The organism is Streptomyces sp. NPDC005485 (genome assembly GCF_040606085.1).
Taxonomy (GTDB): Bacteria; Actinomycetota; Actinomycetes; order Streptomycetales; family Streptomycetaceae; genus Streptomyces.
In genome coordinates this window covers 1-22,678 of sequence record NZ_JBEXDZ010000158.1, presented here as the reverse complement: position 1 = coordinate 22,678, position 22,678 = coordinate 1, and the positions used below count along the sequence as shown (strand labels likewise).

At 70.8% G+C, this 22,678-nt stretch carries 19 protein-coding genes; 12 read left to right on the top strand and 7 right to left on the bottom strand.

The window, feature by feature from the left end:
• Positions 1 to 58: 58 nt before the first annotated feature.
• The 3 genes from ABZS97_RS35900 to ABZS97_RS35890 all read right to left on the bottom strand — a co-directional run bounded on the left by ABZS97_RS35900 (position 59) and on the right by ABZS97_RS35890 (position 3,735).
• The gene (locus tag ABZS97_RS35900; protein WP_356144839.1) at positions 59 to 1,297 is read right to left on the bottom strand and encodes a DUF5667 domain-containing protein; all 1,239 of its coding nucleotides are present in this window, start codon (positions 1,295 to 1,297) and stop codon (positions 59 to 61) included.
• Positions 1,298 to 1,550: 253 nt separating this feature from the next.
• Positions 1,551 to 2,381 (bottom strand): ECF subfamily RNA polymerase sigma factor, BldN family, encoded by an 831-nt coding sequence (locus ABZS97_RS35895; protein ID WP_356144837.1) that lies wholly within the window; start codon positions 2,379 to 2,381, stop codon positions 1,551 to 1,553.
• 403 nt (positions 2,382 to 2,784) lie between these two features.
• Complete coding sequence (locus tag ABZS97_RS35890; RefSeq protein WP_356144835.1) at positions 2,785 to 3,735, bottom strand: HAD-IB family hydrolase; 951 nt, start codon at positions 3,733 to 3,735, stop codon at positions 2,785 to 2,787.
• 174 nt (positions 3,736 to 3,909) lie between these two features.
• Here ABZS97_RS35890 and ABZS97_RS35885 point away from each other — a divergent pair, with 174 nt between their 5' ends.
• The 7 genes from ABZS97_RS35885 (at position 3,910) to ABZS97_RS35855 (ending at position 12,599) form a co-directional block, all read left to right on the top strand.
• Positions 3,910 to 4,239 carry a glutaredoxin family protein gene (locus ABZS97_RS35885; protein WP_356144832.1) on the top strand — a complete coding sequence of 110 codons (330 nt, stop codon included), beginning with the start codon at positions 3,910 to 3,912 and terminating at the stop codon, positions 4,237 to 4,239.
• Positions 4,240 to 4,550: 311 nt separating this feature from the next.
• A complete protein-coding gene (locus tag ABZS97_RS35880) occupies positions 4,551 to 5,321 on the top strand; it encodes a redox-sensing transcriptional repressor Rex (RefSeq protein WP_356144830.1) in 771 nt (256 codons plus the stop codon).
• Positions 5,318 to 7,027, top strand: coding sequence for a glutamyl-tRNA reductase (locus tag ABZS97_RS35875; RefSeq protein WP_356144828.1), 1,710 nt, complete (start codon positions 5,318 to 5,320; stop codon positions 7,025 to 7,027). Before ABZS97_RS35880 ends, ABZS97_RS35875 begins: the two co-directional genes overlap by 4 nt.
• Positions 7,027 to 7,995, top strand: coding sequence for a hydroxymethylbilane synthase (gene hemC, locus ABZS97_RS35870; protein WP_356144826.1), 969 nt, complete (start codon positions 7,027 to 7,029; stop codon positions 7,993 to 7,995). The genes ABZS97_RS35875 and hemC overlap by 1 nt, the downstream gene beginning before the upstream one ends.
• On the top strand, positions 7,992 to 9,725 hold the full coding sequence (locus ABZS97_RS35865; RefSeq protein ID WP_356144824.1) for a uroporphyrinogen-III synthase: 1,734 nt from the start codon (positions 7,992 to 7,994) through the stop codon (positions 9,723 to 9,725). Before hemC ends, ABZS97_RS35865 begins: the two co-directional genes overlap by 4 nt.
• Positions 9,726 to 9,912: 187 nt before the next feature.
• Positions 9,913 to 10,911, top strand: a complete 999-nt coding sequence (hemB, locus tag ABZS97_RS35860; protein ID WP_356144822.1) for a porphobilinogen synthase — start codon at positions 9,913 to 9,915, stop codon at positions 10,909 to 10,911.
• 317 nt (positions 10,912 to 11,228) lie between these two features.
• Positions 11,229 to 12,599, top strand: a complete 1,371-nt coding sequence (locus tag ABZS97_RS35855; protein WP_356144821.1) for a helix-turn-helix transcriptional regulator — start codon at positions 11,229 to 11,231, stop codon at positions 12,597 to 12,599.
• Here the strand turns inward: ABZS97_RS35855 and ABZS97_RS35850 are convergent.
• The gene (locus tag ABZS97_RS35850) at positions 12,596 to 13,534 is read right to left on the bottom strand and encodes an aminoglycoside phosphotransferase family protein (RefSeq protein WP_356144820.1); all 939 of its coding nucleotides are present in this window, start codon (positions 13,532 to 13,534) and stop codon (positions 12,596 to 12,598) included. The two genes, ABZS97_RS35855 and ABZS97_RS35850, sit on opposite strands and share 4 nt — an antisense overlap.
• 95 nt (positions 13,535 to 13,629) lie before the next feature.
• Here ABZS97_RS35850 and ABZS97_RS35845 point away from each other — a divergent pair, with 95 nt between their 5' ends.
• The 3 genes from ABZS97_RS35845 to ABZS97_RS35835 all read left to right on the top strand — a co-directional run bounded on the left by ABZS97_RS35845 (position 13,630) and on the right by ABZS97_RS35835 (position 17,204).
• Positions 13,630 to 14,838 carry a PLP-dependent aminotransferase family protein gene (locus tag ABZS97_RS35845; RefSeq protein ID WP_356144818.1) on the top strand — a complete coding sequence of 403 codons (1,209 nt, stop codon included), beginning with the start codon at positions 13,630 to 13,632 and terminating at the stop codon, positions 14,836 to 14,838.
• A 295-nt stretch (positions 14,839 to 15,133) separates the two neighbouring features.
• Positions 15,134 to 16,132: an ArsR family transcriptional regulator gene (locus ABZS97_RS35840; RefSeq protein ID WP_356144815.1), complete on the top strand. Its 999-nt coding sequence runs from the start codon at positions 15,134 to 15,136 to the stop codon at positions 16,130 to 16,132.
• A gap of 124 nt (positions 16,133 to 16,256) precedes the next feature.
• A complete protein-coding gene (locus ABZS97_RS35835; protein WP_356144813.1) occupies positions 16,257 to 17,204 on the top strand; it encodes a hypothetical protein in 948 nt (315 codons plus the stop codon).
• 154 nt (positions 17,205 to 17,358) lie between these two features.
• Here the strand turns inward: ABZS97_RS35835 and ABZS97_RS35830 are convergent, their stop codons facing one another.
• Entirely contained in the window at positions 17,359 to 17,844 is a 486-nt protein-coding gene (locus tag ABZS97_RS35830) for a hypothetical protein (RefSeq protein ID WP_356144811.1), read from the bottom strand.
• Between the two features lie 235 nt (positions 17,845 to 18,079).
• Here ABZS97_RS35830 and ABZS97_RS35825 point away from each other — a divergent pair, with 235 nt between their 5' ends.
• Positions 18,080 to 18,469, top strand: coding sequence for a helix-turn-helix domain-containing protein (locus ABZS97_RS35825; protein ID WP_356144809.1), 390 nt, complete (start codon positions 18,080 to 18,082; stop codon positions 18,467 to 18,469).
• Between the two features lie 64 nt (positions 18,470 to 18,533).
• Here ABZS97_RS35825 and ABZS97_RS35820 read toward each other — a convergent pair whose 3' ends face one another.
• Complete coding sequence (locus ABZS97_RS35820; RefSeq protein WP_356144807.1) at positions 18,534 to 18,731, bottom strand: hypothetical protein; 198 nt, start codon at positions 18,729 to 18,731, stop codon at positions 18,534 to 18,536.
• Between the two features lie 177 nt (positions 18,732 to 18,908).
• Positions 18,909 to 20,681 (bottom strand): arginine--tRNA ligase, encoded by a 1,773-nt coding sequence (argS, locus tag ABZS97_RS35815; RefSeq protein WP_356144841.1) that lies wholly within the window; start codon positions 20,679 to 20,681, stop codon positions 18,909 to 18,911.
• A gap of 147 nt (positions 20,682 to 20,828) precedes the next feature.
• Between argS and lysS the strand changes: the two genes are divergently transcribed.
• The gene (gene lysS, locus ABZS97_RS35810; protein ID WP_356144805.1) at positions 20,829 to 22,574 is read left to right on the top strand and encodes a lysine--tRNA ligase; all 1,746 of its coding nucleotides are present in this window, start codon (positions 20,829 to 20,831) and stop codon (positions 22,572 to 22,574) included.
• Positions 22,575 to 22,678 lie beyond the last annotated feature (104 nt).

Genomic DNA, 22,678 nt, shown 5'->3' with positions numbered 1-22,678 from the left:
GGCGATGGGGGCTCCCTACCTGAGAAGGGAGCCCCCATCGCCGTACGACTTGATCCCGCTAGTCGGCGTCCTCGCTGTCGATGCCCAGGCCCGGGAGGAGGCCCGGGAGGAGCGGGGGCAGGGTGACGTCCGGCTCGGGGGTGGTGCTGTCGCTGCTTGAGGGGGACGAGCTGGTGTCGTCCTTGGGCGGGTCGAGGAGGCCGCCCGTGTTGCCGCCGAGGAGGCCGTCGCTGTTGCTGCCCGAGGTGGACGGCTTGGGCTTGCCGCTGCTGTGCGTTCCGGTGGCGGAGCCGCTGGTGGCGCTGGGCTCCGGGCGGTCCGTGCCGGAGGAGCCGGTGGACTCCTCGCTCCTGCCGCGGTGGCGGCCGGTGCCCTCCGGGGAGGTCGGCTGGGGAAGCAGCGAGCGCAGCGGCTCGACTTCCTCGTCTATGGCGGCGAACACCGACGAGACCTGCTCGCTGACGTCACCGAGCTGGAGCGGCAGCCGGTCGCGCAGCGTGCCCCAGGCTTGGCGGTGCGACTGGGAGAACGCGGAGAGCGCCTGGATCGGGCCCAGGGAGCCGTCCCGCTCGTATGCCTCGTGCAGCAGCCGGTGGCCCTCGGAGGCATCGTGCTGCATGCCCGACAGAGCGCGGCGGATCTCGCCCAGGGACTCGTGGTCCAGGTGGCCGGAGCGGCCGCGTTCCATCAGCCGGCGTGCCTCGCTCAGCCGTGTCGAGGCCTGGTCGAGATACACCTCGCCGCGGTCGCTGTCGCCGTGGGCCAGGCCCAGCTTGATGTCCTCCATGCCGCGCTTGAGCCCGTAGAGCGAGTCACCGGGGAGGGCGTCGGAGCTGGCAGCGGCTACGCCGCCGAAGGCTCCCGCGGCCACACCGATGGAGAGCCCGCCCGCGGCGAGCCCCTTCGACAGCCGGGACCGTGGTCGCAACTTCCCGAGCCCGCTCGCCCGGTGCGTGCCTCTGCCCCGATGGGACCGCTGCTCGGGCACCGAAGGGTCCGGGCCTTCGCCGCCCAGTGCCGTGCCCTCCAGCAGCATGGCCTCCATGGCGGCCACGAGCTGGGCCCGCTGGACGACCTTCACCTCGGGGTCCAGCTCCGGTTTGGGCAGCTCGCCGAGACCGGAGGCGAGGGCCAACAAACGGCCCTGCCCGGTCTGTTCCGCAGCAGCCGTGGACGCAGCAGCCGGAGGCGGTGCCGATCCATCGGGCTGCTCGGCCGCCGTGCCCCGGTCGGACTGCTCCTCCAGGGCCTGGGCGAAGGCGTTCGCCCGCCGGTGTGCCGATACGTTCGCGATCACTGGCGGCACCTCCTCTCGTCATGACGGTCGACTCCCCAGGGGGTCCTGAGGGTTGCACGCCCTGACCACATCCACACGATCGAGTGATCGGTGGCGGCCAGGGAGTGACCACAGGGAGCCTGTATCCCACACAACGAGCGGCGCGGCACTTGGGTTACGGACGACGGATGATCGGACCGCGAAGTCAACGGACTTTTACGGATGGTGAGTTGAGCATCGCTGAGCGTATCGGTCCGCGGTGGGTCGGGTGTTCTCAGCGGGCGTCGTCGGGGAGGAGCCGGGCGAGGGTGCGGACGGCCCGGTACTGGAGGGTCTTGATCGCGCCCTCGTTCTTGCCCATCACGCGGGCGGTCTCGGCGACCGAGAGGCCCTGGAGGAAGCGCAGGGTCACGCACTCCTGCTGCTGGGGATTGAGGCGCCGTACTGCATCGAGCAGTGCGGCGTTGGAGAGGGACTCCAGGACGGAGTCCTCGGGTGAGCGCTCGACCTCGTTGGCGTCGAGCATCTCGCCGGTCGTCACTTCGAGCCGGAAGCGGCTCGACTTGAAGTGGTCGGCGACCAGGTTGCGGGCGATCGTCACGAGCCAGGCGCCGAAGTCGCGGCCCTGCCAGGTGAAGGTGCCGATCCGTCGCAGGGCGCGCAGGAACGTCTCGCTGGTGAGGTCCTCGGCTGTCGCCTTGCCTCCCACGCGGTAGTAGATGTAGCGGTACACGGTGTCGCTGTACTGGTCGTACAGGCGTCCGAAGGCGTCGGCCTCGCCGGCCTGGGCGCGCTCGACGAGGTCCATCATCCGGGCGCTGTCACTGTCTGCGGCCGGGCGGCGGGCGGTGGGGGTGGCGGCCGAGCCGGAACGGCTCCGCCTGGTGACTTCCCGGCCGTCGCCCGATCGCCGCCCCCCGACGACGGCGCTTCGCGCCGAGCCCTGTTCGACGCCGTCGGCCAGGGCATAGCAGGGACCGGCGGGTGCGGGGACGGCGAAGGCGGGGACGGCGTACGCGGTGGGGACGAAGCCGCGCAGGCGGTCCAGGACCGTTGCGCGCAGCGTAGCCAGGCCAGAGGCGTCAACCCCGACGTGTGAGTACACGGGACTCCCAGAGGCAGAGCTTCCATCACGTGCAGTGCGGGACCGTTCACCCGTCGTAGCGACGGAGGGGTACCGGTTTGCGTCTGAGGAGAATAACGCTTCGTACAGGCAGTGCTACACCCAGTTGCTCAAATCATCGATTACGTCGCTTCTGTAACCGATTGACGCCTGATCAAGTGCCGGACAGTGACCGGTTGTTGATCGAATCGGGTCAGGTTCCGTCTGGGTGCGGGGCGTGTTGTGGCCGTGTGCGGTGAAGGGGACTGGCGGGGAGGCTGCCCGGGTAGAACCCCGTGATTGGCCTCCGGACAGCGACGCGAGGGCCCTGCGGGCAGGGAAACGTCAACCCCGGGCCCCCTCTTCGGGAGAGGGGACCCGGGGCGGGTGTTCGTGCGGTCAGGCGCTATCGCCGGCGGCGGTGCAGGGCGATCGCCGCCGCCGTGCCACCGGCTACCGCGCCCACCCCCGCGGCCGCGGGGATGCCGACCTTCGCGGCCTTGCGTGCCGTGCGGTAGTCCCGCAGCCGCCAGTCGGACGCCCGCGCGTGCTTGCGCAGCTTCGTGTCCGGGTTGATGGCGTAGGGGTGGCCCACCAGGGACAGCATGGGGATGTCGTTGTGGGAGTCGCTGTAGGCCGCGCAGCGGCCGAGGTCCAGGCCCTCCGCCGCGGCCAGCGCCCGTACCGCCTCCGCCTTGGCGGGCCCGTGCAGCGGCTCGCCCACGAGCTTTCCGGTGTAGACCCCGTCCACCGACTCCGCGACCGTGCCCAGGGCGCCCGTCAGGCCCAGCCGCCGCGCGATCACCGTCGCGATCTCGACCGGCGCGGCCGTCACCAGCCAGACCTTCTGCCCGGCGTCCAGATGCGCCTGGGCCAGCGCGCGGGTGCCCGGCCAGATGCGCTCGGCCATGTACTCGTCGTAGATCTCCTCGCCGATGGACATCAGTTCGGCGACACGGTGGCCCTGGACGATGGACAGCGCGGAGTCGCGCGCCTCCTGCATGTGCTCCGGGTCCTCGATGCCGGCCAGCCTGAACCAGGCCTGCTGCCAGGCGAACTTGGCGAGGTCGCGGGTCTCGAAGAACTTCCGCTTGTACAGACCGCGGCCGAAGTGGAAGATCGCGGCGCCCTGCATCACGGTGTTGTCGAGGTCGAAGAACGCGGCGGCCCTGTCGTCACCGAGTACCGGGAACTCCGGTTCCTCCGCGGCGTCCGGAGCGTCGGGCGCGGTTTCGTGGGCGAGGTCCTCCAGTTCCTGCGAGGACTTGCGGGCGGCCTCCGCCGAGGCCTCGCCTGCCAACACGCTCCGCGCGGTGGCGGAGCGCCTACGGGGAGTGAGCCATCCGAGAGCGGCCATGTCGTGAGCATAGCCAGTCTGTTCGGTCGCTTCGGAGTCGAGAGGATTCGGTGCTGTGAACTCTCTGCGACCGACCCGTTAAAGAAGTGGTCCCACCAAGGCGTCGGCCCAGTGTGCAAGCGGGTTGGGGCCGCCCGGGCGGACGGTCCCCACCAGCGCGGCCGCAGCGGGAGAATGGCCGGTATGAGTCCCATGTTCCGGCGCAACGACCGCCGCACCGACAAGACGGACGGCGAGAAGCACAACGAGAAGGACACGAGGGAGTCTCAAGTTCACCTCGTGACGCTGATCAGGAAGCCCGGCTGCCATCTGTGCGATGACGCACAGGCAGTTGTCGAAAAGGTCTGCGGCGATCTCGGTGTCCCGTGGGAGCAGAAGGACATCACGCAGGACGAAGACCTGCACCGGGCGTACTGGGAGCAGATTCCGGTGGTGCTGGTGGACGGCGCGCAGCACACGTTCTGGCGCGTCGACGAGGGCCGGCTGCGCAAAGCCCTCTCCTAGGAGGTGCCTCTCATGCCCTGACCGAGGAGTCCAAGTGGTCCGGAAAGTCGCCTAGGATCGGGGGCGATTCAGATCTCGGGGGCGGGATTCGTTGAGGAGTGTGTGCGGCTTTGCCCCCTTCAGGCAAGGAACGTAGGTGCTCGCGCGCCGGTTCCATACGGGTGCGCCGGGCGTGCGTGACCCCGGTCACGTTGGCCGGGCAAATCGGACACCATCTTTGTGCACGCGTTCACAAAGACATAGCCTGCATTCGACGGGGCGGTCTGGGGACGTGTGACCGCCTGCAGCCCCGCGCTACCCGCAGGAGCACCGTGGCAACTGGCCGAACTCACCGAACGGCGACCCGCAGCCGAGGGATTCCCGAGGCCACCGTCGCCAGGCTTCCGCTGTACCTCCGAGCCCTCACCGCCCTGTCGGAGCGCTCGGTACCCACGGTCTCCTCCGAGGAGCTCGCGGCCGCCGCGGGGGTCAACTCCGCGAAGCTGCGCAAGGACTTCTCCTACCTCGGGTCGTACGGGACGCGCGGTGTGGGCTACGACGTCGAGTATCTCGTGTACCAGATCTCCCGCGAGCTGGGGCTGACCCAGGACTGGCCGGTTGTGATCGTCGGTATCGGTAACCTCGGCGCCGCGCTGGCCAACTACGGCGGGTTCGCCTCTCGTGGGTTCCGGGTCGCCGCGCTGATCGACGCCGATCCCGAGATGGCCGGAAAGCAGGTCGCCGGGATCACCGTGCAGCACAGCGACGACCTGGAGAAGATCATCTCCGAGAACGGCGTCTCCATCGGGGTCATCACCACCCCGCCGGGCGTCGCTCAGGCCGTCTGCGAGCGCCTGGTCGCCGCCGGTGTCACCTCCATCCTGAACTTCGCGCCGACCGTGCTGTCCGTCCCGGACGGCGTCGACGTGCGCAAGGTCGACCTCTCCATCGAGCTGCAGATCCTCGCCTTCCACGAGCAGCGCAAGGCCGGCGAGGAGGCCGAGGCGCAGGCGCAGGCCCAGGCGGGCGCCGCGCTCGCGGCCTCTCAGGAGAACAACGGCAAAGGACCCGACGGGGACGTCCCCGCCGTGATGCCGGCATGAGTCTCCTCGTCGTCGGGCTGAGTCACCGCAGCGCTCCGGTCAGCGTCCTGGAGCGGGCCGCGCTGGCCACGGACACACAGGCCAAGCTTCTCCAGGACACCCTGGCCGCCGAGCCGGCCACCGAGGCCGCCGTCCTCGCCACCTGCAACCGCATCGAGCTGTACGCCGACGTGGACAAGTTCCACGCGGGCGTCGCCGAGCTGTCCACGCTGCTCGCCCAGCACAGCGGGGTCGGCCTGGAGGAGCTCACTCCTTACTTGTACGTGCACTACGAGGACCGGGCCGTCCACCACCTCTTCTCGGTGGCGTGCGGGCTCGACTCGATGGTCGTGGGCGAGGGGCAGGTCCTCGGTCAGATCAAGGACGCGCTGGCCACCGCGCAGGAACTGCACACCGCCGGGCGCCTGCTCAACGACCTGTTCCAGCAGGCGCTCAGGGTCGGCAAGCGGGCCCACTCCGAGACCGGCATCGACCGGGCCGGGCAGTCGCTGGTGACGTTCGGTCTGGAGCAGCTCTGCGCCGGTGCGGCCGTCGAGGCCTGGGCCAAGGGCAAGAAGGCCCTCGTCATCGGCGCGGGCTCCATGTCCTCGCTGGCCGCGGCGACGCTCGCACGCGCCGGGGTCGCCGAGATCGTGATCGCCAACCGCACCCACGACCGCGCCGAGCGCCTCGCGCAGATCCTTTCCGAGGGCGACGACACGGACGTGCTGGCCCGCGCGGTACCGATGGAGTCGGTGCCGGTCGAGCTGACACGTGCCGACATCGCCGTCTCCTGTACGGGCGCGACCGGCCTCGTCCTGACCGCCGACGCGGTCACGGCCGCCGTGGAGGGCCGCACCGGCACTCCGGCAGCCGTCCAGCACGACGTACCGGCCGCCTCCGAGGGCACCCTCGCACCGACCAGCCTCGGCACCGAGGAGAACTGCCCGCTCGACCTGTCCGCCGTGCAGGGCGCCTCCGGCTTCTCCGTCATGGGGGAGGCCGCGGTGGCCGGGATGAACGCGGCCACGCTGGAGCAGCACGCCGCCTGGGTGGACAAGGGCACCGGAACGGTCGAGCGCCGCGACAGCCGCCGTATGGCGGAGGCCGACGCCGAGCTGATCACCGCGCTCGCCGCGACCGCGGCCGCCATCGGCCGCGTCCCCGAGCGCCGCAGGCCCGAGCCCGTCGTCGAGGCCCCGCGCCCGGCGCCCGTGCTCGCCCTTCTCGACCTCGCCATGCCGCGCGACATCGACGCGGCCGTGCACCGGCTGCTCGGGGTGCGGCTCGTCGACATCGAGTCGCTGGCCGAGGCCTCCGCCGACGCGCCGATGGCCGCCGACGTGGACCAGGTGCGCCGTATCGTCGCCGACGAGGTGGCCGCCTTCGGCGCCGCCCAGCGGGCCGCGCACATCACGCCGACCGTCGTCGCGCTGCGCACCATGGCAGCGGACGTGGTCGCCGGCGAGATCGCTCGCCTCGACGGCCGGCTGCCCGGCCTCGACGACAAGCAGCGCAGCGAGATCACCCAGACCGTGCGGCGCGTGGTCGACAAACTTCTCCACGCGCCGACCGTACGGGTCAAGGAGCTGGCCGCCGAACCCGGCGGCGCCGGGTACGCGGACGCACTGCGCACCCTCTTCGATCTGGACCCCGAGACGGTCGCCTCCGTCTCGCGGGCCACCGATGACATCACCAACGAGAACGCCGAGAACCGAGGGCGATGATGAGTGAGCCGGAAACAACGGCACTGAGGCTCGGGACCAGGCGGAGCAAGCTCGCCCTGGCCCAGTCCGGGCAAGTGGCGGATGCCGTGAGCCAGGTGACCGGACGTCCCGTCGAACTCGTGGAGATCACGACGTACGGCGACACGTCCCGCGAGCACCTGGCGCAGATCGGCGGCACCGGTGTGTTCGTCACCGCGCTGCGTGAGGCGCTGCTGCGCGGCGAGGTCGACTTCGCCGTGCACTCCCTCAAGGACCTGCCGACCGGACAGCCCGACGAACTCGCGCTGGCCGCCGTGCCGGTGCGCGAGGACCCGCGTGACGTGCTGGTCGCACGGGACGGGCTGACGTTCGCCGAACTGCCGGACGGCGCCCGCGTCGGCACCGGCTCGCCGCGCCGCATGGCGCAGATGAACGCGTATGCGCGCAGCCACGGGATGACGATCGAGACGGTCCCGATCCGTGGCAACGTGGACACCCGGATCGGGTTCGTGCGGAAGGGTGAGCTCGACGCCGTCGTCCTCGCCGCCGCCGGACTCGCCCGGATCGGGCGGAGCGCGGAGGTCACCGACTTCCTGTCCGTCGACACCGTTTTGCCGGCCCCCGGCCAGGGGGCCCTCGCGATCGAGTGTGCCGCGGACAACGCGGACCTCGTCGCAGCGCTCGGAGAGCTCGACGACCCGTTCACCCGGGCCGCCGTGACCGCCGAGCGGTCCCTGCTCGCCGCCCTGGAGGCCGGTTGCAGCGCACCTGTGGGTGCGTACGCCGACCTTCTGGCCGACGGACAGATTGTCAAGGAGATGCGCCTGCGCGGCGTCGTCGGCACGACCGACGGCTCGACGCTGGTGCAGCTGTCCACCACCGGTCCCGTGCCCGAGACACATGACCAAGCAATGGCGCTCGGCCGTGAACTCGCCGCCGAGATGCTTGCCAAGGGCGCGGCCGGTCTGATGGGGGAGCGAGCACTTTGAGCCCCACCAACTTTCCCGCCGGTCCGGAACACGGGCACGTCACCTTCCTTGGTGCCGGACCCGGGGATCCGGGACTGCTGACACTGCGCGCCGTCGAGGCGCTGGCGAACGCGGACGTTCTCGTCGCCGAGCACGAGGTGCTCGACGTGGTGCGTGTGCATGCCAGGCAAAGCGTCGCCGTGCTGAACACGGATGCGACATCCGCGTCTTCGGCGGATACGCCCTCGGGGTCTTCCTCGGGTACGTATCCGGGCACGGGCACGCCTCGTCCGACGGTTGTTGACAGTGCGTCAACAACCGCTGGGATCCCGGCGATGAGGGACGCGGCCAATCTTGTCATGGAGGCCGCACGGGGCGGCAAGCGGGTCGTGCGTGCGGTGTCCGGTGACCCCGGGCTCGACACGTACGCCGCCGAGGAGATGCTGGCCTGCGCGGCCGCGGGTGTGCCCTTCGAGGTCGTGCCCGGTGTCGCCGCCGCCGTCGGTGTACCCGCGTACGCCGGTGTGCCGCTGCGGGACGCGCAGGGTGCGGACGTGCGGTTCGTGGACGCCCGCACCGCCTCGGACCGGTGCTGGACCGAGGTAGGCGCGTCCGACGGAACCGTGGTCGTCTCCTCGACGCTCGACTCGGTCGCCGCGGCCGCGGGTGAGCTGGTCGCCGCCGGACGCAAGCCCGATACGCCGCTGTCGGTGACGATCGCCGGTACGACGACTCGGCAGCGGACCTGGTCCGCGACGCTCGGGACGATCGCGCAGACGCTGAAGCAGGCGAAGGTGCTGCCGTCGCCGGAAGGTCATCGGCCCGTCATAGCCGTGGTCGGTGAGCGCTCCGCCGCCGCGCAGCGCGACCAGCTGTCGTGGTTCGAGTCCAAGCCCCTCTTCGGGTGGCGTGTGCTGGTGCCGCGTACGAAGGAGCAGGCGGCGTCGCTCTCCGACCAGCTGCGGTCCTACGGAGCCGTGCCGCACGAGGTGCCGACCATCGCCGTCGAGCCGCCGCGCACGCCCCAGCAGATGGAGCGGGCCGTCAAGGGGCTCGTGACGGGGCGTTACGAGTGGATCGCCTTCACGTCGGTGAACGCGGTCAAGGCCGTACGGGAGAAGTTCGAGGAGTACGGGCTCGACGCGCGCGCGTTCGCGGGGATCAAGGTCGCCGCGGTGGGGGAGCAGACCACGAAGGCGCTCGTCGCGTTCGGTGTGAAGCCGGACCTCGTGCCGAGCGGGGAGCAGTCCGCTGCCGGGCTGCTGGAGGACTGGCCGCCGTACGACCCGGTCTTCGACCCGATCGACCGGGTGTTCCTGCCGCGGGCCGACATCGCCACGGAGACGTTGGTCGCCGGGCTGATCGAGCTCGGCTGGGAGGTGGACGACGTCACGGCCTATCGGACCGTGCGGGCGTCGCCGCCGCCGGCGGACACGCGTGAGGCGATCAAGGGCGGTGGGTTCGATGCCGTTCTGTTCACGTCCTCGTCCACGGTGCGCAACCTGGTGGGTATCGCGGGGAAGCCGCACAACGTGACGGTGATCGCGTGCATTGGCCCTGCCACGGCCAAGACCGCCGAGGAGCACGGGCTGCGGGTGGATGTGATGGCTCCCGAGCCGTCCGTGCACAAGCTCGCCGAGGCGCTGGCGGACTTCGGGCTGAAGCGGCGCGCTGCCGCTCAGGAGGCCGGGGATCCGGTGACTCGGCCGAGTGAGCGGCGGCCCGGGTCGCGGCGGCGGCGGACCACCTAGCCGGTGGTGGGGGGCTGGAGGGACGGCGTTTTCGCCCCCTCCGCCCCTGCCCTTCCCGTTGTCCTGGGGGCTGCGCCCCCTTTCCCCCTGCGTCGCGCTTCGCGCTCGTCCTCAAACGCCGGACGGGCTGGGAACCCCGACTGGGCGTCGGTAAAGGTGCCTCTGTGGCGGGCGTAGCGTAGGGCGTATGTCTACGTACGGATCCTTCCCCGGTACGCGGCCGCGGCGGCTGCGTACGACGCCTGTCATGCGGCGCATGGTCGCCGAGACCCGGCTGCACCCCGCCGACTTCATCCTGCCCGCCTTCGTGCGCGAGGGTGTCAGCGAGCCGGTGCCGATCGCGGCCATGCCGGGCGTGGTGCAGCACACCCGCGACAGTCTGAAGAAGGCCGCCGTCGAGGCGCTGGAGGCCGGGGTCTCCGGGATCATGCTGTTCGGCGTGCCCGAGGAGTCGAAGAAGGACGCCGTGGGGACGCCGGGGACCGATCCGGACGGGATTCTGCAGGTCGCGCTGCGGGATGTGCGCGCCGAGGTCGGCGACGAGTTGCTGGTGATGTCCGATCTGTGTCTGGACGAGACCACCGATCACGGGCACTGCGGAGTGCTGGACGCCGAGGGGCGTGTCGACAACGACGCGACGCTGGAGCGGTACGCCGAGATGGCTCAGGTGCAGGCCGACGCCGGGGCGCATGTGGTCGGGCCCAGCGGGATGATGGACGGCCAGATCGGTGTCGTCCGCGATGCGCTCGACCAGATCGGGCGTGAGGACGTGTCGATCCTCGCCTACACCGTCAAGTACTCCTCGGCCTTCTTCGGGCCCTTCCGGGAGGCCGTCGCCTCTTCGCTGAAGGGTGACCGCAAGACCTACCAGCAGGATCCCGCCAACGTACGTGAGTCCCTGCGGGAGTTGGCGCTCGATCTGGAGGAGGGCGCCGACATGGTGATGGTCAAGCCGGCCGGGCCCTACCTGGACATCCTGGCGCGCGTCGCCGACGCGGTGGACGTGCCCGTGGCCGCCTATCAGATCTCCGGCGAGTACTCGATGATCGAGGCCGCCGCGGAGAAGGGGTGGATCGACCGGGAGAAGGCCATCCTGGAGACCCTCACCGGGATCAAGCGTGCCGGGGCGCGGAATATTCTGACGTACTGGGCCACTGAGGCTGCCCGGATGGTGCGGCAGGCCTGAGTCCCGAGGACGGGCCCTCGTCGCGAACGCCCTCGCCGTCCTCGCATGCCGTCAGCGTGAGCGCGGCGGCCAACATGGCGGCCGCCGCGGCCAGTCGGCGTGTGCGGGCCCTGTGCGTGGTGCGTGCGGGCATGGGCGTTCCCCTCGGTTTCGGTGCGCAGTCGGTGCTGAAACGCGCCAACGGGCGTGGGCGGTCAGGTAGTTGCCGGGTGCAGGTGCTTGGATGGAAACAGCTTGCTCGGTGAACCGGCCCGGCCGCCATATCTGTCGGGATATTCGGGACGCCGGAACAGCAACATGGGCTTTGAGCTGCGGAGATGTCGTCCCTCTGGAACACGGGCCGGGACGCGGGGGACGGAGGAACGGTGGCCGGGGACGAGTTCGCGGGACTGCTGAGGGAACTCAAGGAGAGGTCCGGACTCAGCTACGGGGCCCTCGGCAAGCGGCTGCACATGAGCACGTCGACCCTTCACCGGTACGCCAACGGGGATGCCGTACCGACGGATTATGCGCCCGTGGAGCGGTTCGCGCGTGCCTGCCGGGCCACCCCTGAGGAGCTTGTCGAGCTGCACCGGCGGTGGGTGCTCGCGGATGCGGTGCGGCGGGGGCAGAAGGGGGCGGCCGCTGCCTTGGCTGCGGGGGGCGCGGGGGCGGTGGAGGCTGCCGAGGTCTCAAGGGCCGCGGAGGTCTCGGAGGCAGTGGAGCCGGCGCCGGAGACCGTCTCGCCCGAGGTTCGTGAGGTCCGCGAGGGCGGAGCCGGGGCCGACGCCGAGGCCGGCGTCTGGCGGCGTCGGCGGGCCGTCATGCTCGCCGGGGCCGGCGTGGTCGCGGCCGCCGTCGCCGCCGTGCTCGTCGTCAACCTCGTGCCCGGCAAGGGCAAGGACCACGGTGAGAAGCAGTCCTTGGGGGCCCCCGCGTCCACCGTCGCCGAGCGCACCGGGGCCGGGGCGACGGCGTCGCCGGACGCCCGGCCCAAGTCGCCCTCGCCGTCCGCCTCGCGGAGCCCTCGTACGACACCGTCCGTGTCCGCGCGTACCACCGGGGCTGCCGCCGCGCCCAGCTCCGCGGGCCCTGCCGACGACGGTGCCGCCGCGCCCGCCGTCGCCACCAACCCCTACAAGTGGGAAGAACCCTGCAGTCAGCACTACCTGGTGAACCGGGAGCCCGAGAAGGTTCCACCGCCGCCGAACGAGTCGGACGCGCGCGGCTGGGTCGCCGCGCTCGGCGGGGTCGCGGGAGGGCAGCAGATGGTCGCGTTGACCGTGCAGGGCACCGGGAAGGCCACGGTCGTCCTGGACGCGCTGCATGTGCGGGTGGTGGACAAGGAGGCGCCGCTCGCCTGGAACGACTACACGATGGGTGTCGGGTGCGGGGGCGGGGTGAAGACCGCGTCGTTCCATGTCGACCTGGACGCGGGACGGCCGGCGACCGAACCCAGGGCCGGGCAGCGGGACTTCCCGTACAAGGTGAGCGAGTCCGACCCCGAGGTCTTCTACGTGTTCGCCGACGTCCAGGCGCACAACGTGAGTTGGTACCTGGAACTGGACTGGTCCAGCGGGAGGAAGAGCGGGACCGTCCGCGTCGACGACCGTGGGAAGCCCTTCCGGACCAGCGGGAACGTGGGGCGGCCCGCCTATGACCAGCCGCTGGGCGACAGCGAGTGGGGACCGGTGGCTCCCCAGGGTTAGCGGCTCGTGTCCGTTGCGAACCAGGTGTCCGCGAGGACGTCCAGCCGCGGTTCGGGGGCGACGGGCAGGCCCTTGAGATAGCGCGCGAGATTGCTGTACACGTGCAGCAGTGTGTACGCGAGGAGGGTCTGCGGAGGGTACGGGGCGCGGCCGTAGGCCTCGTAGAAGCGGCTGAGGAGGCGGGGGTCGCCCTTCGTCACGTACAGGCCCACCCCCACGAAGTCGTACGCCCGGTCGCCGGTCATCGCCGGTTCGAAGTCGATGAGCCCGGTCAGGCGCCAGCCGTCGGACGGGTCCGTGATCAGGTGCTCGCGCATGAACTCCGTGTGCAGCAGGACGCGTTCGGTCGACGTGGGCAGCTGGGCGGAGTCCAGGTAGTCGGGGATCTGCTCCAGCCACACCTCCGCGAGACCGCACTCGCGCTGCTGCTCGACCGCGCCGGCCCGCTGCTTGTCGAGGAACGTGCCCCAGTCGGGCGGGCCCACTACGTCGGCCAGTGGTGCCGGGTCGAGCGCGTGCAGGGCGGCGAGGGCCGCGCCGGACTCCGTGGCGATGCGGTCGCGGACCGCGATGGGGACGCGCGGCCACGCCACGGCCAGGTCCTCGCCCGCCAGGCGCGACATGAGGACGTAGTGCCAGCCGTTCTCGTACGCGCCTGCCGCGTGGACCCGCGGGGTGGGCACCGGCAGGCGGTCCTCCAGGTGGGAGAGGACGCGCGCCTCACGGACGGCGTCCTGCGCGTACGCACCGGGGAACAGCTTCAGCACGTGCTCGGTGCCGACGGCGTACACCGGCAGCGAACCCGCCGGGAAACGGGTCAACTCGGTGCCCGCCAGCCCGAGTCGGGCGCAGAGGTCCTCGACGCCCGGCCGTAGCGCGGCCTCGTCCGAGGAGGCCTCGTCCCATTCGGTGTCGGTGTCCACGCGGGGCAGCATGTCCGCACCGTAGACAGCCCCTGCATACGCGATCAAAGGGTTTTAGGCTGCTCGATACGAACAACTGCCCAGAGCCGCAGCCGAAGGAGCCCGCCGTGAGCGTCGCCGACCCCGTGACCGCAAGTTCGCCCGTGCCGCCGCTCGCCGCACGAGCCACCGCGATCGGCGGCTCTCCGGTCCGGGACATCCTGGCGGTGACCGCGCGGCCCGAGGTGATCAACTTCGCGGGTGGGCTGCCCGCGCCCGAGCTGTTCGACGTGGCGGGGATAGCCGCCGCCTACCGGGACGTCCTCGCCGACGTTCCCCGGCAGGCGCTGCAGTACGCCACGACCGAGGGCGAGCCCGTCCTGCGTACCGCCCTCGCCGAGCGGTACGGCGTCCGGGGCCTGGCCACCGGGCCCGACGACCTGCTTGTCACCACCGGCTCGCAGCAGGCGCTGTCGCTCCTCGCCACCGCCCTGATCGACCCCGGCGACACCGTCCTGGTCGAAAGTCCCTGCTATCTGGCGGCACTTCAGGCCTTCGCGTTCGCCGGAGCGCGCGTCGTGCCCGTGCCCGGCGACGACGACGGCATGGACCCGGCCGCCCTCGACGACCTCGTCGCGCGCGAGCGCCCCAAGCTGCTCTACACCGTGCCGACCTTCCAGAACCCCACCGGCCGTACCCTGCCCGGCGAGCGGCGGGCCGCCGTCGCGGCGGTGGCGGCCCGGCGCGGGCTGTGGATCGTCGAGGACGACCCGTACGGCGAACTCCGCTTCGAGGGCGACCGGGTGCCGTGGATCGCCTCCTACGAAGGGGCCGAGGACCGCACCGTGCTCCTCGGTTCGTTCTCCAAGGTGATGGCACCCGGGATGCGGCTCGGCTGGCTGCGCGCCCCCGGCGCGCTCCGGCGCGCCTGCGCCGTCGCCAAGCAGGCCGCCGACCTGCACACCCCGACCGTCAACCAGCTCGCCGCCGCCCGCTACCTGGCCGACCGCGACCTCGACGCACACGTCGCCCGGGTCGCGGGCGTCTACCGCGAGCGGCGCGACGCCATGCTCGCCGGCATCGGCGACGCACTCCCGGAGGGCTCGACCTGGAACCGTCCCGAGGGCGGCATGTTCCTCTGGGCCCGGCTGCCGACGTCGTACGACACCACGGCCCTGCTGCGCCAGGTGGTCGAGCACAACGTGGCGTACGTCCCCGGCGCGCCCTTCTACGCCGGCACACCGGACCCGGCGACCCTGCGGCTGTGCTTCGTCACGCAGACGCCGGAGGAGATCGGGGAGGGGCTGCGGAGGCTCGCAAGCGGTCTGCGGGGCTGACTGGACGCCCGGGAGGGGCGGGCCCCGGCAGGGCGGTGAGGTTGCGAGTCCGCGCACCCTGCCAGGTCCTCCCGCCGGGGTTCCCCCTGCCCCTCGGGTGGTGAGCGGCCGGGTCACCCCTGCCCCTCGGGTGGTGAGCGACGCCGAGTCCGGATCGCTCCTTCCGTCCCGTCGGCCGCACTGCTCATAATTCGTGAACCCGGTGCGCACCGCGATGAGTTCGGTCCTGACCGAACCGTGGTCCGCGGCGGGCACATGCGGAGGCTCCGGAGAGCGTGCGGGGAAGGGGCGGTACATGCTGCGTCTGCACTTCACGGCGGAGGACCTGCTGCGGGTGTCGTTCGCGACCCGGCCCGCCCCGCTGATGGAACTCGGGATGGCCGTCGCGGTACTCCAACGCCGTTCGCCACCACCGGCGTTGACCCGTTGGCAGCACCGGACACGGCAGGCGTTCCCCGCCGCCGCGCGCCCCCTGCTGCACCTGATCCCGCCCTCCGCGCGCGGCCCCATGTTCCTCGACCCGCTCAGCCGCGGCCTGGAGGACGGGCTGGAGACCGTCCTGTCGACCCCCGGCGCACGCGTCCGCGCCGAACTCGACCACCGGATCCCCTCCGTGCTGCCGCCGAGCACCTGGGCGCGGCGCCTCGCCGACCAGGACCGGCAGGCCTGGCAGGAACTCGAACGCGCCCTGCGGTCCGCGTACGGCGGCCTCCTCGCCGAGCCCTGGGCGCGCGTCCAGGCCGCCTTCGACGCCGAACGCGCCTGGCGCACCCGGCTGTTGGCCGAACACGGCATCCGCACCGCGCTGGCCGGCCTCGGACCCGGCGGGCACTGGGACGGCACGACCTTGATCTACGACTCGCCCGACGACATCCAGGTGACCCTGACCGGGCACGGCGTCATCCTGCTCCCCTCCACCCTGTGGACCGGCCGCCCGCTGCTCGCCGTGCACGACGACACCCCGAGCATCATCGTCTACGAAGCCGCCGCCCCGCTGCCGCTGCTCACCGAGCCCCGCAGCGAACCCGCCCACGGGCCGCTCGCCGCGCTTCTGGGACGCACCCGCGCCGCCGCCCTGGAACTCCTCACCAAGGAACGCACCACCACCGACGTCGCCCGCGAGCTCGACATCAGCAAGTCCTCCGCGTCCGAACACACCAAGGCCCTGCGCGACGCCCGCCTCATCACGACCCACCGCGACGGCAAGGCGGTCTGGCACACCTGCACCCCACTGGGCCTGGACCTGTTGACCAGCCGGGCCGAGAGCGCGAACGAGGAGCGGCGGGCGTCCTGAAGCCGGAGAGTTCCGGGAAAGCCCTTGAATTTCCGGGGAGTTGGGGCCGATGTCAGTGGCGGTTGTTACAACTGTGAGGCGGGGGTCCAGTGGGGACGCCCACCACACGGAGGGGGAAACATCCGTGCGCAGAGGCACAGCATGGCAGCGCGTTCTCACCGGCGCGTTAGCCGGCCTTGCCACGACGATCGGCCTCACCACGGCCCTGGCCGCGCCCGCTGCGGCGGCCACCGGCACGCCGACGGCCGTGACCAGGTACACGTACACCAGCCAGCCCGGTGACTACATCGGCCAGGGCGGCACCGCCACGTACAAGAAGTCGACGGCCACCATCACCGCCGGAGGCTCCGCCGAATACGTGCGCTTCCGCGTCTCCACCGACAACGAGTGGTGGGACGTCGAACTCGCCGCGCCCCAGGGCGAGAAGCTCCACCCAGGCGTCTACCGCGACGCGGAGCGCGCTTCGTTCCGCACCGGCCGCTCCCCGGGCCTCGATGTCTCCGGCGACGGCCGCGGCTGCAACGAGGTCTACGGCCAGTTCTCCGTCAACCAGATCGAGACGGACACCTCCGGCGCCATCACCGTCCTGGACGCCGGCTACACCCAGCACTGCGAGAGCGCCACGGCCCCGGCGCTCAAAGGTGTCGTCAAGTACCGCGCCCACCCGCTGTCCTACGCCTACACCAGCGACCCCGGTGACTACATAGGCCAGGGCGTCAGCAAGACCCACACAGGTTCCACCAGCACCTTCTCGCTCAGCGGACGCGGCGACGGCATCCAGTACAGCGCCTCCGGCAAGCGGGAGTACTGGACGGCGCTGCTCGCCCCGCCCACCGGCGAGCACTTCCAGGCCGGGCACACCTACCAGGCCGAGCGCAGCAGCGCGGCGGGCGTCGCCGGGCTCGACGTGTTCGGCAACGGACGCGGCTGCAACACGGTCACCGGCGAACTCACCGTCACCAAACTGGCCTTCGGCACCGACGGAGCCGTGAAGGCGTTCGCCGCGACCTTCGTCCAGCACTGCGAGGGCGGCGGGCCCGCGCTGCACGGCTCGATCCACTACTACGCCTGACACCCAGCGGGGAGCGGTAGCGAGAGCCCGGCAAGACGCGACGTGCCGACTCGCGCGCCTTGCCGGGTCCCGTCTCCCCCTGAGTAGGGACGGCCTCGGCCCGTAGACGACCGGACCGTCCCGTGATCGGTGCCCGACTGCTGGTGAGCCGCGATCAGTGCCAGTTCGTGGGGCACTGGAAGGTCGTCCCGTCCCGCCAGCCGAGGCAGACCTGGAAGTGCACGTCCTTGATCGGGTAGTTCGAGGCGTAGTACTTCGAGATGACCTGGCCGTCGTCGATGTCGCAGTCGACCGCAGGGGAGCGGTACTGCCAGTCGCTCTTCCAAGCCCCGTTGACCTTGACGTGATAGCGCAGTTGCGTGATCGCGCACCAGCCGTCGTTGATCCGGTCGGCGGCACCGGTGTGGACCTCCACGTCCGTGCCGGTCCAGTCCACCCGGCCCCAGCCCTCCGCCTGAGCGGGGCCGCTGGGAGACTCCGGATAAGCCATCCAGCCGGTCGGCCGCTTGGTGGCCAGGCCGCTCCAGCCGCTGATGACGTGCCAGTCGTCCGACGCGCTGGCCGGTGTCGACGTGGCCAGGACGAGACCGGCGCCGACGGCGGCCAGAGCGAGCGGAGCCAGGCGTGAGTGTGTGCGCACTGTTGCTTCCCCTGTCTGTCAGCCCTGTTGGGCCTGATGGACACCACGGTGGTCAACCGCGGTGTGAGTGGTGAGGGCGACCCGTCCGGTGAGCTGCTTCCGTCCCGGCGGTCGCACAGCCAATACTTCGAGGGGCCGCCGAGGGGCGCGATGCTTTCGGCCCTGACCGAACAGTGCCGTGTGGCCGGAGCGTTGGGCATGTCGGTGGGCCGCGGAGGATGTTGGGGGGAACGGAATGGTGCGTGTGCACTTCACGGCGGAGGATCTGCTGGGGGTGGCGTTTGCGACCGAGCCCGCTCCGCTGATGGAACTCGGCATGGCCGTCGCGATGCTGCAACGCCGCGAGGCACCCGTTGTGTTGACCGCCGGCAGTGCAGGGCGGCAGAGCTTTCCGGTGGGCGCGCGTCCCATGCTCGGGCTGATTCCGCCCGCAGGCAGCGACGTCGCCCGCGAGCTCGACGTAAGCAAGTCCTCGGCCTCCGAACACACCAAGGCCCTGCGCGACGCTCGCCTGATCACCACGCACCGCGACGGCAAGGCCGTCTGGCACACCTGCACTCCGCTGGGCCTGGACCTGCTGACCACTCGGTCCGAGCCCGCACATGATGGGCGGCGGGCGTCCTGAGCCCGGAAACGCCCCACGGGGCTGGGGCTCACGGGCTTGCCTTCATCCTCGACTCCCTCGCGGATCACCCCGCGCGCTGCTTCTCGATCAGCCGGGCCGTGAATTCCACGGCCTCGACGGGATCGGCGCTCTGAAAGAGAACGGTCTCCTGCGGGTACGGCCAGGCCAGCACCGTGTACACGCGGCCCATGGCAGCGACGGCGGGAAGTGCATCGGCAGTGGCCTCCATGACCGCGGAATCCGTGACGGTCAGCGACCACATGGAAATCACTGGATACAGGGACCGGAACACCTGCCCGCACTCTTCGACTTCGACCTGGACACCTCCGGATTCGTCACGCCTCCAAAGGAAGCCGGGGCGGGCGAGTAGGGAGACGCAAGAGCCCCGCACCCGGGGGATCCCGGAGTGCGGGGCTCTTGCGTCGTGCCCGAGGTCAGGTCAGAGCCGCTCAGGCGTCCTGATGCCCAGCAAAGCCATGCCCTGGTGCAGCGTGCGGGCCGTGAGGTCGACGAGGAACAGGCGGTTCTCGACGACCTCCGCCGGGTTGTCGTCGCTCAGCACCTGGCACTTGTCGTAGAACGCGGTCAGGAGCGACGCCAGCTGGTACAGGTACGCGGCCAGCTTGTGCGGCTCGTAGCCCGCCGCGACCTCGGCGAGCGTCTCGCCGAAGCGGTCCAGGTGCAGACCCAACTCGCGCTCCGCGGCGTGGAGTTCGAGCTCCGGGTGGGCGAGGGGGCGGGCCTCCCCGGCCTTGCGCAGGATCGACTGGATACGGGCGTACGCGTACTGGAGGTACACCGACGTGTCGCCGTTCAGCGAGACCATCTGGTCCAGGTCGAACTTGTAGTCCCGGACCGCGGACGTCGAAAGGTCCGCGTACTTGACCGCGCCGATGCCGACGTATCGGCCGTTCTCGACGATCTCCTGCTCGCTCAGGCCCATCTTCTCGGCCTTCTCCCGCACCACGGCGGTGGCACGCTGGACCGCCTCGTCGAGGAGGTCCTCCAGCTTCACCGTCGTGCCCTCACGCGTCTTGAACGGCTTGCCGTCCTTGCCCAGCACCGTGCCGAACGCCAGCTGCGCGGCCTTCACATCGTCGTCGTTCAGCCAGCCGATCCGCCGCGCCGTCTCGAAGACCATCTTGAAGTGCAGTGACTGGCGGGCGTCGACCACGTACAGCAGTGTGGACGCCTTCAGGTTGAAGACACGGTCACGGATCGCGGACAGGTCCGTCGCCGCGTAGCCGTAGCCACCGTCGGACTTCTTCACGATCAGCGGGGTCGGGTTGCCGTCCGGGCCCTTCACGTCGTCGAAGAACACGCACAGCGCGCCCTCCGAACGGACCGCGACACCCGACTCCTCCAGGAGGCGGCACGTCTCGTCCAGCATGTCGTTGTAACCCGACTCGCCGACCACGTCCGGGTCCCGGATCTCCATGTCCAGCTTCTCGAAGACCGAATAGAAGTAGATCTTCGACTCGTCCACGAACTTCTGCCACATGGCAAGCGTCTCCGGCTCACCCGCCTGGAGATCCACCACCCGGCGCCGCGCCCGCGTCTTGAACTCCTCGTCGGAGTCGAAGACCGCCCGCGAGGCCTTGTACAGCCGGTTGAGGCTCGACATGGCCTCCTCGCCGGAGACCTCGCCGCCCTCGTGGTCCAGCTCGTGCGGGTGCTCGATCAGGTACTGGATGAGCATGCCGAACTGGGTGCCCCAGTCGCCGATGTGATGGCGCCGGACCACCGACTCGCCGGTGAACTCCATGATCTGCACGACCGCGTCACCGATCACCGCGGACCGCAGATGACCGACGTGCATCTCCTTCGCCACGTTCGGCTGGGCGTAGTCGATCACCGTCGTGCCCGGGTTCTGGGCGAAGGGCACGCCCAGACGGTCGCTGTCCGCATACCGCGCGGCCAGGTTCTCCGTGATCGCCCGGTCCGTGACGGTGACGTTCAGGAAGCCCGGCCCCGAGACCTCGACCTCCTTGATCAGCTCACCGGAGTCGATCCGCTCCACGACCTGCGTCGCCAGCTCCCGCGGGTTCGCCTTCGCCTTCTTCGCGAGCGCCAGGATCCCGTTGGCCTGGAAATCGGCCCGGTCGCTTCGTCGCAGCAGCGGGTCCGCGGAGCCGGCCTCCGGCAGAGCTGCCGAGAGGGCGTCCGCGAGGCGCTGGTGGACGGAAGCGGTGAGGGACGTGACCGAGGCCATGAAGTGGCTGCCGTTCTGCTCGGGTTCCGGAAGTTCCTGCATCTACGAAAACCGAGTATCCCATGCGGTGAAAAGCCGTTTTCGCGGTTCGCGTCCGAGCTGGGAGAATGGTGCGGTCAGCCGTACTGGCGTATGAGGAAGAAGGACGTGCCGATCGTGGGCCAGAGCACCGAGACCACCGACTGGGTCTCCCGTTTCGCGGATGAGGTCATCGAGGAGTCGGAGCGTCGCGCACCTGGCAAACCCGTCGTCGTCGCGTCCGGCCTCTCCCCCTCCGGTCCGATCCACCTGGGCAACCTCCGCGAGGTCATGACCCCGCACCTGGTCGCCGACGAGATCCGCCGCCGCGGGTACACCGTGCGCCACCTCATCTCCTGGGACGACTACGACCGCTACCGCAAGGTCCCGGCCGGTATCCCCGGCATCGACGGCACCTGGGCCGAGCACATCGGCAAGCCGCTCACCTCCGTGCCCGCGCCCGCCGGATCGGCGTACCTGAACTGGGCCGAGCACTTCAAGGCCGCGATGGTCACCTCGCTGGCCGAGCTCGGCGTGGAGTTCGACGGCATCAGCCAGACCGCGCAGTACACCTCGGGCGTCTACCGCGAGCAGGTCCTGTTCGCCATGAAGCACCGCGGCGACATCGACGCGATCCTCGACCAGTACCGCACCAAGAAGGCCCCCGCCAAGAAGCAGCAGGGCCAGAAGCCGGTCGACGAGGCCGAACTGGAGGCCGCCGAGGGCTCCGGCGCCGCCGCCGAGGACGACGGCAGCGGATCGGCCGCCGGGTACTTCCCGTACAAGCCCTACTGCGGCCAGTGCGAGAAGGACCTGACGACCGTCACGTCCTACGACGACGACACCACCGAGCTGACGTACGTCTGCACGGCCTGCGCCTTCACCGAGACCGTCCGGCTGAGCGAGTTCAACCGCGGCAAGCTCGTCTGGAAGGTCGACTGGCCCATGCGCTGGGCCTACGAAGGCGTCGTCTTCGAGCCGAGCGGCGTCGACCACTCCTCGCCCGGATCGAGCTTCCAGGTCGGCGGCCAGATCGTCGGCATCTTCGGCGGCAAGCAGCCCATCGGCCCCATGTACGCCTTCGTCGGCATCAGCGGCATGGCCAAGATGTCGTCGTCCCGGGGCGGAGTGCCCACCGCGGCCGATGCCCTCCAGATCATGGAACCGCAGCTGCTGCGCTGGCTCTACGCCCGCCGCCGCCCCAACCAGAGCTTCAAGATCGCCTTCGACCAGGAGATCCAGCGGCTCTACGACGAGTGGGACAAGCTCGGCGCCAAGGTCGCCGACGGCTCCGCGCTGCCCGCGGACGCCGCCGCCCACGCCCGCGCCGTCGGCACCGCCGCCGGGGAACTCCCCAGGACCCCCCGCCCCATGGCGTACCGCACACTCGCCTCCGTCGCCGACATCACCGCCGGCGCCGAGGACCAGACCCTGCGCATCCTCAGCGAGCTGGACCCCGCCAACCCGCTCTCCTCCCTCGACGAGGTCCGGCCGCGCCTCGACAAGGCCGAGGCCTGGATCAACACCCAGGTCCCCGCCGACCAGCGCACCGTCGTCCGCGCCGAACCCGACACCGAGCTCCTGAAGTCCCTCGACGACGAGGGCCGCGCCTCCCTGCGCCTGCTGCTCGACGGCCTCGACACCCACTGGTCCCTGGACGGCCTGACCCACCTCGTCTACGGCGTCCCCAAGGTCCAGGCCGGCTTCTCCGCCGACGCAGGCCCCAAGGAGCTCCCGCCGGAGATCAAGGTCGCCCAGCGCACCTTCTTCGCCCTGCTCTACCACCTGCTCGTCAGCCGCGACACCGGCCCGCGCCTGCCCACCCTGCTCCTCGCGGTAGGCCAGGACCGGGTGAGGAAGCTGCTCGGCGCGTAGGACCCGCGACACACGGAAGGGGGGGGCGCGGGGTGGGCGGGGGCCCCCCGCCGCGGGCGCCGGGGGGCGGGAGACCGGGGGTGGGTGTTAGCGCACCGGGGGGT

What these genes read in the sequence shown, in the direction of transcription:
- ABZS97_RS35890 (WP_356144835.1), bottom strand. Translation starts at nt 3,735, where the DNA reads ATGGCCGCTCTCGGATGGCTCACTCCCCGTAGGCGCTCCGCCACCGCG.
- ABZS97_RS35885 (WP_356144832.1), top strand. Translation starts at nt 3,910, where the DNA reads ATGGCCGGTATGAGTCCCATGTTCCGGCGCAACGACCGCCGCACCGAC.
- ABZS97_RS35875 (WP_356144828.1), top strand. Translation starts at nt 5,318, where the DNA reads ATGAGTCTCCTCGTCGTCGGGCTGAGTCACCGCAGCGCTCCGGTCAGC.
- hemC (WP_356144826.1), top strand. Translation starts at nt 7,027, where the DNA reads ATGAGTGAGCCGGAAACAACGGCACTGAGGCTCGGGACCAGGCGGAGC.
- hemB (WP_356144822.1), top strand. Translation starts at nt 9,913, where the DNA reads ATGTCTACGTACGGATCCTTCCCCGGTACGCGGCCGCGGCGGCTGCGT.
- ABZS97_RS35855 (WP_356144821.1), top strand. Translation starts at nt 11,229, where the DNA reads ATGTCGTCCCTCTGGAACACGGGCCGGGACGCGGGGGACGGAGGAACG.
- ABZS97_RS35850 (WP_356144820.1), bottom strand. Translation starts at nt 13,534, where the DNA reads ATGCTGCCCCGCGTGGACACCGACACCGAATGGGACGAGGCCTCCTCG.
- ABZS97_RS35840 (WP_356144815.1), top strand. Translation starts at nt 15,134, where the DNA reads ATGCTGCGTCTGCACTTCACGGCGGAGGACCTGCTGCGGGTGTCGTTC.
- ABZS97_RS35825 (WP_356144809.1), top strand. Translation starts at nt 18,080, where the DNA reads ATGGTGCGTGTGCACTTCACGGCGGAGGATCTGCTGGGGGTGGCGTTT.
- ABZS97_RS35820 (WP_356144807.1), bottom strand. Translation starts at nt 18,731, where the DNA reads ATGTGGTCGCTGACCGTCACGGATTCCGCGGTCATGGAGGCCACTGCC.
- argS (WP_356144841.1), bottom strand. Translation starts at nt 20,681, where the DNA reads ATGGCCTCGGTCACGTCCCTCACCGCTTCCGTCCACCAGCGCCTCGCG.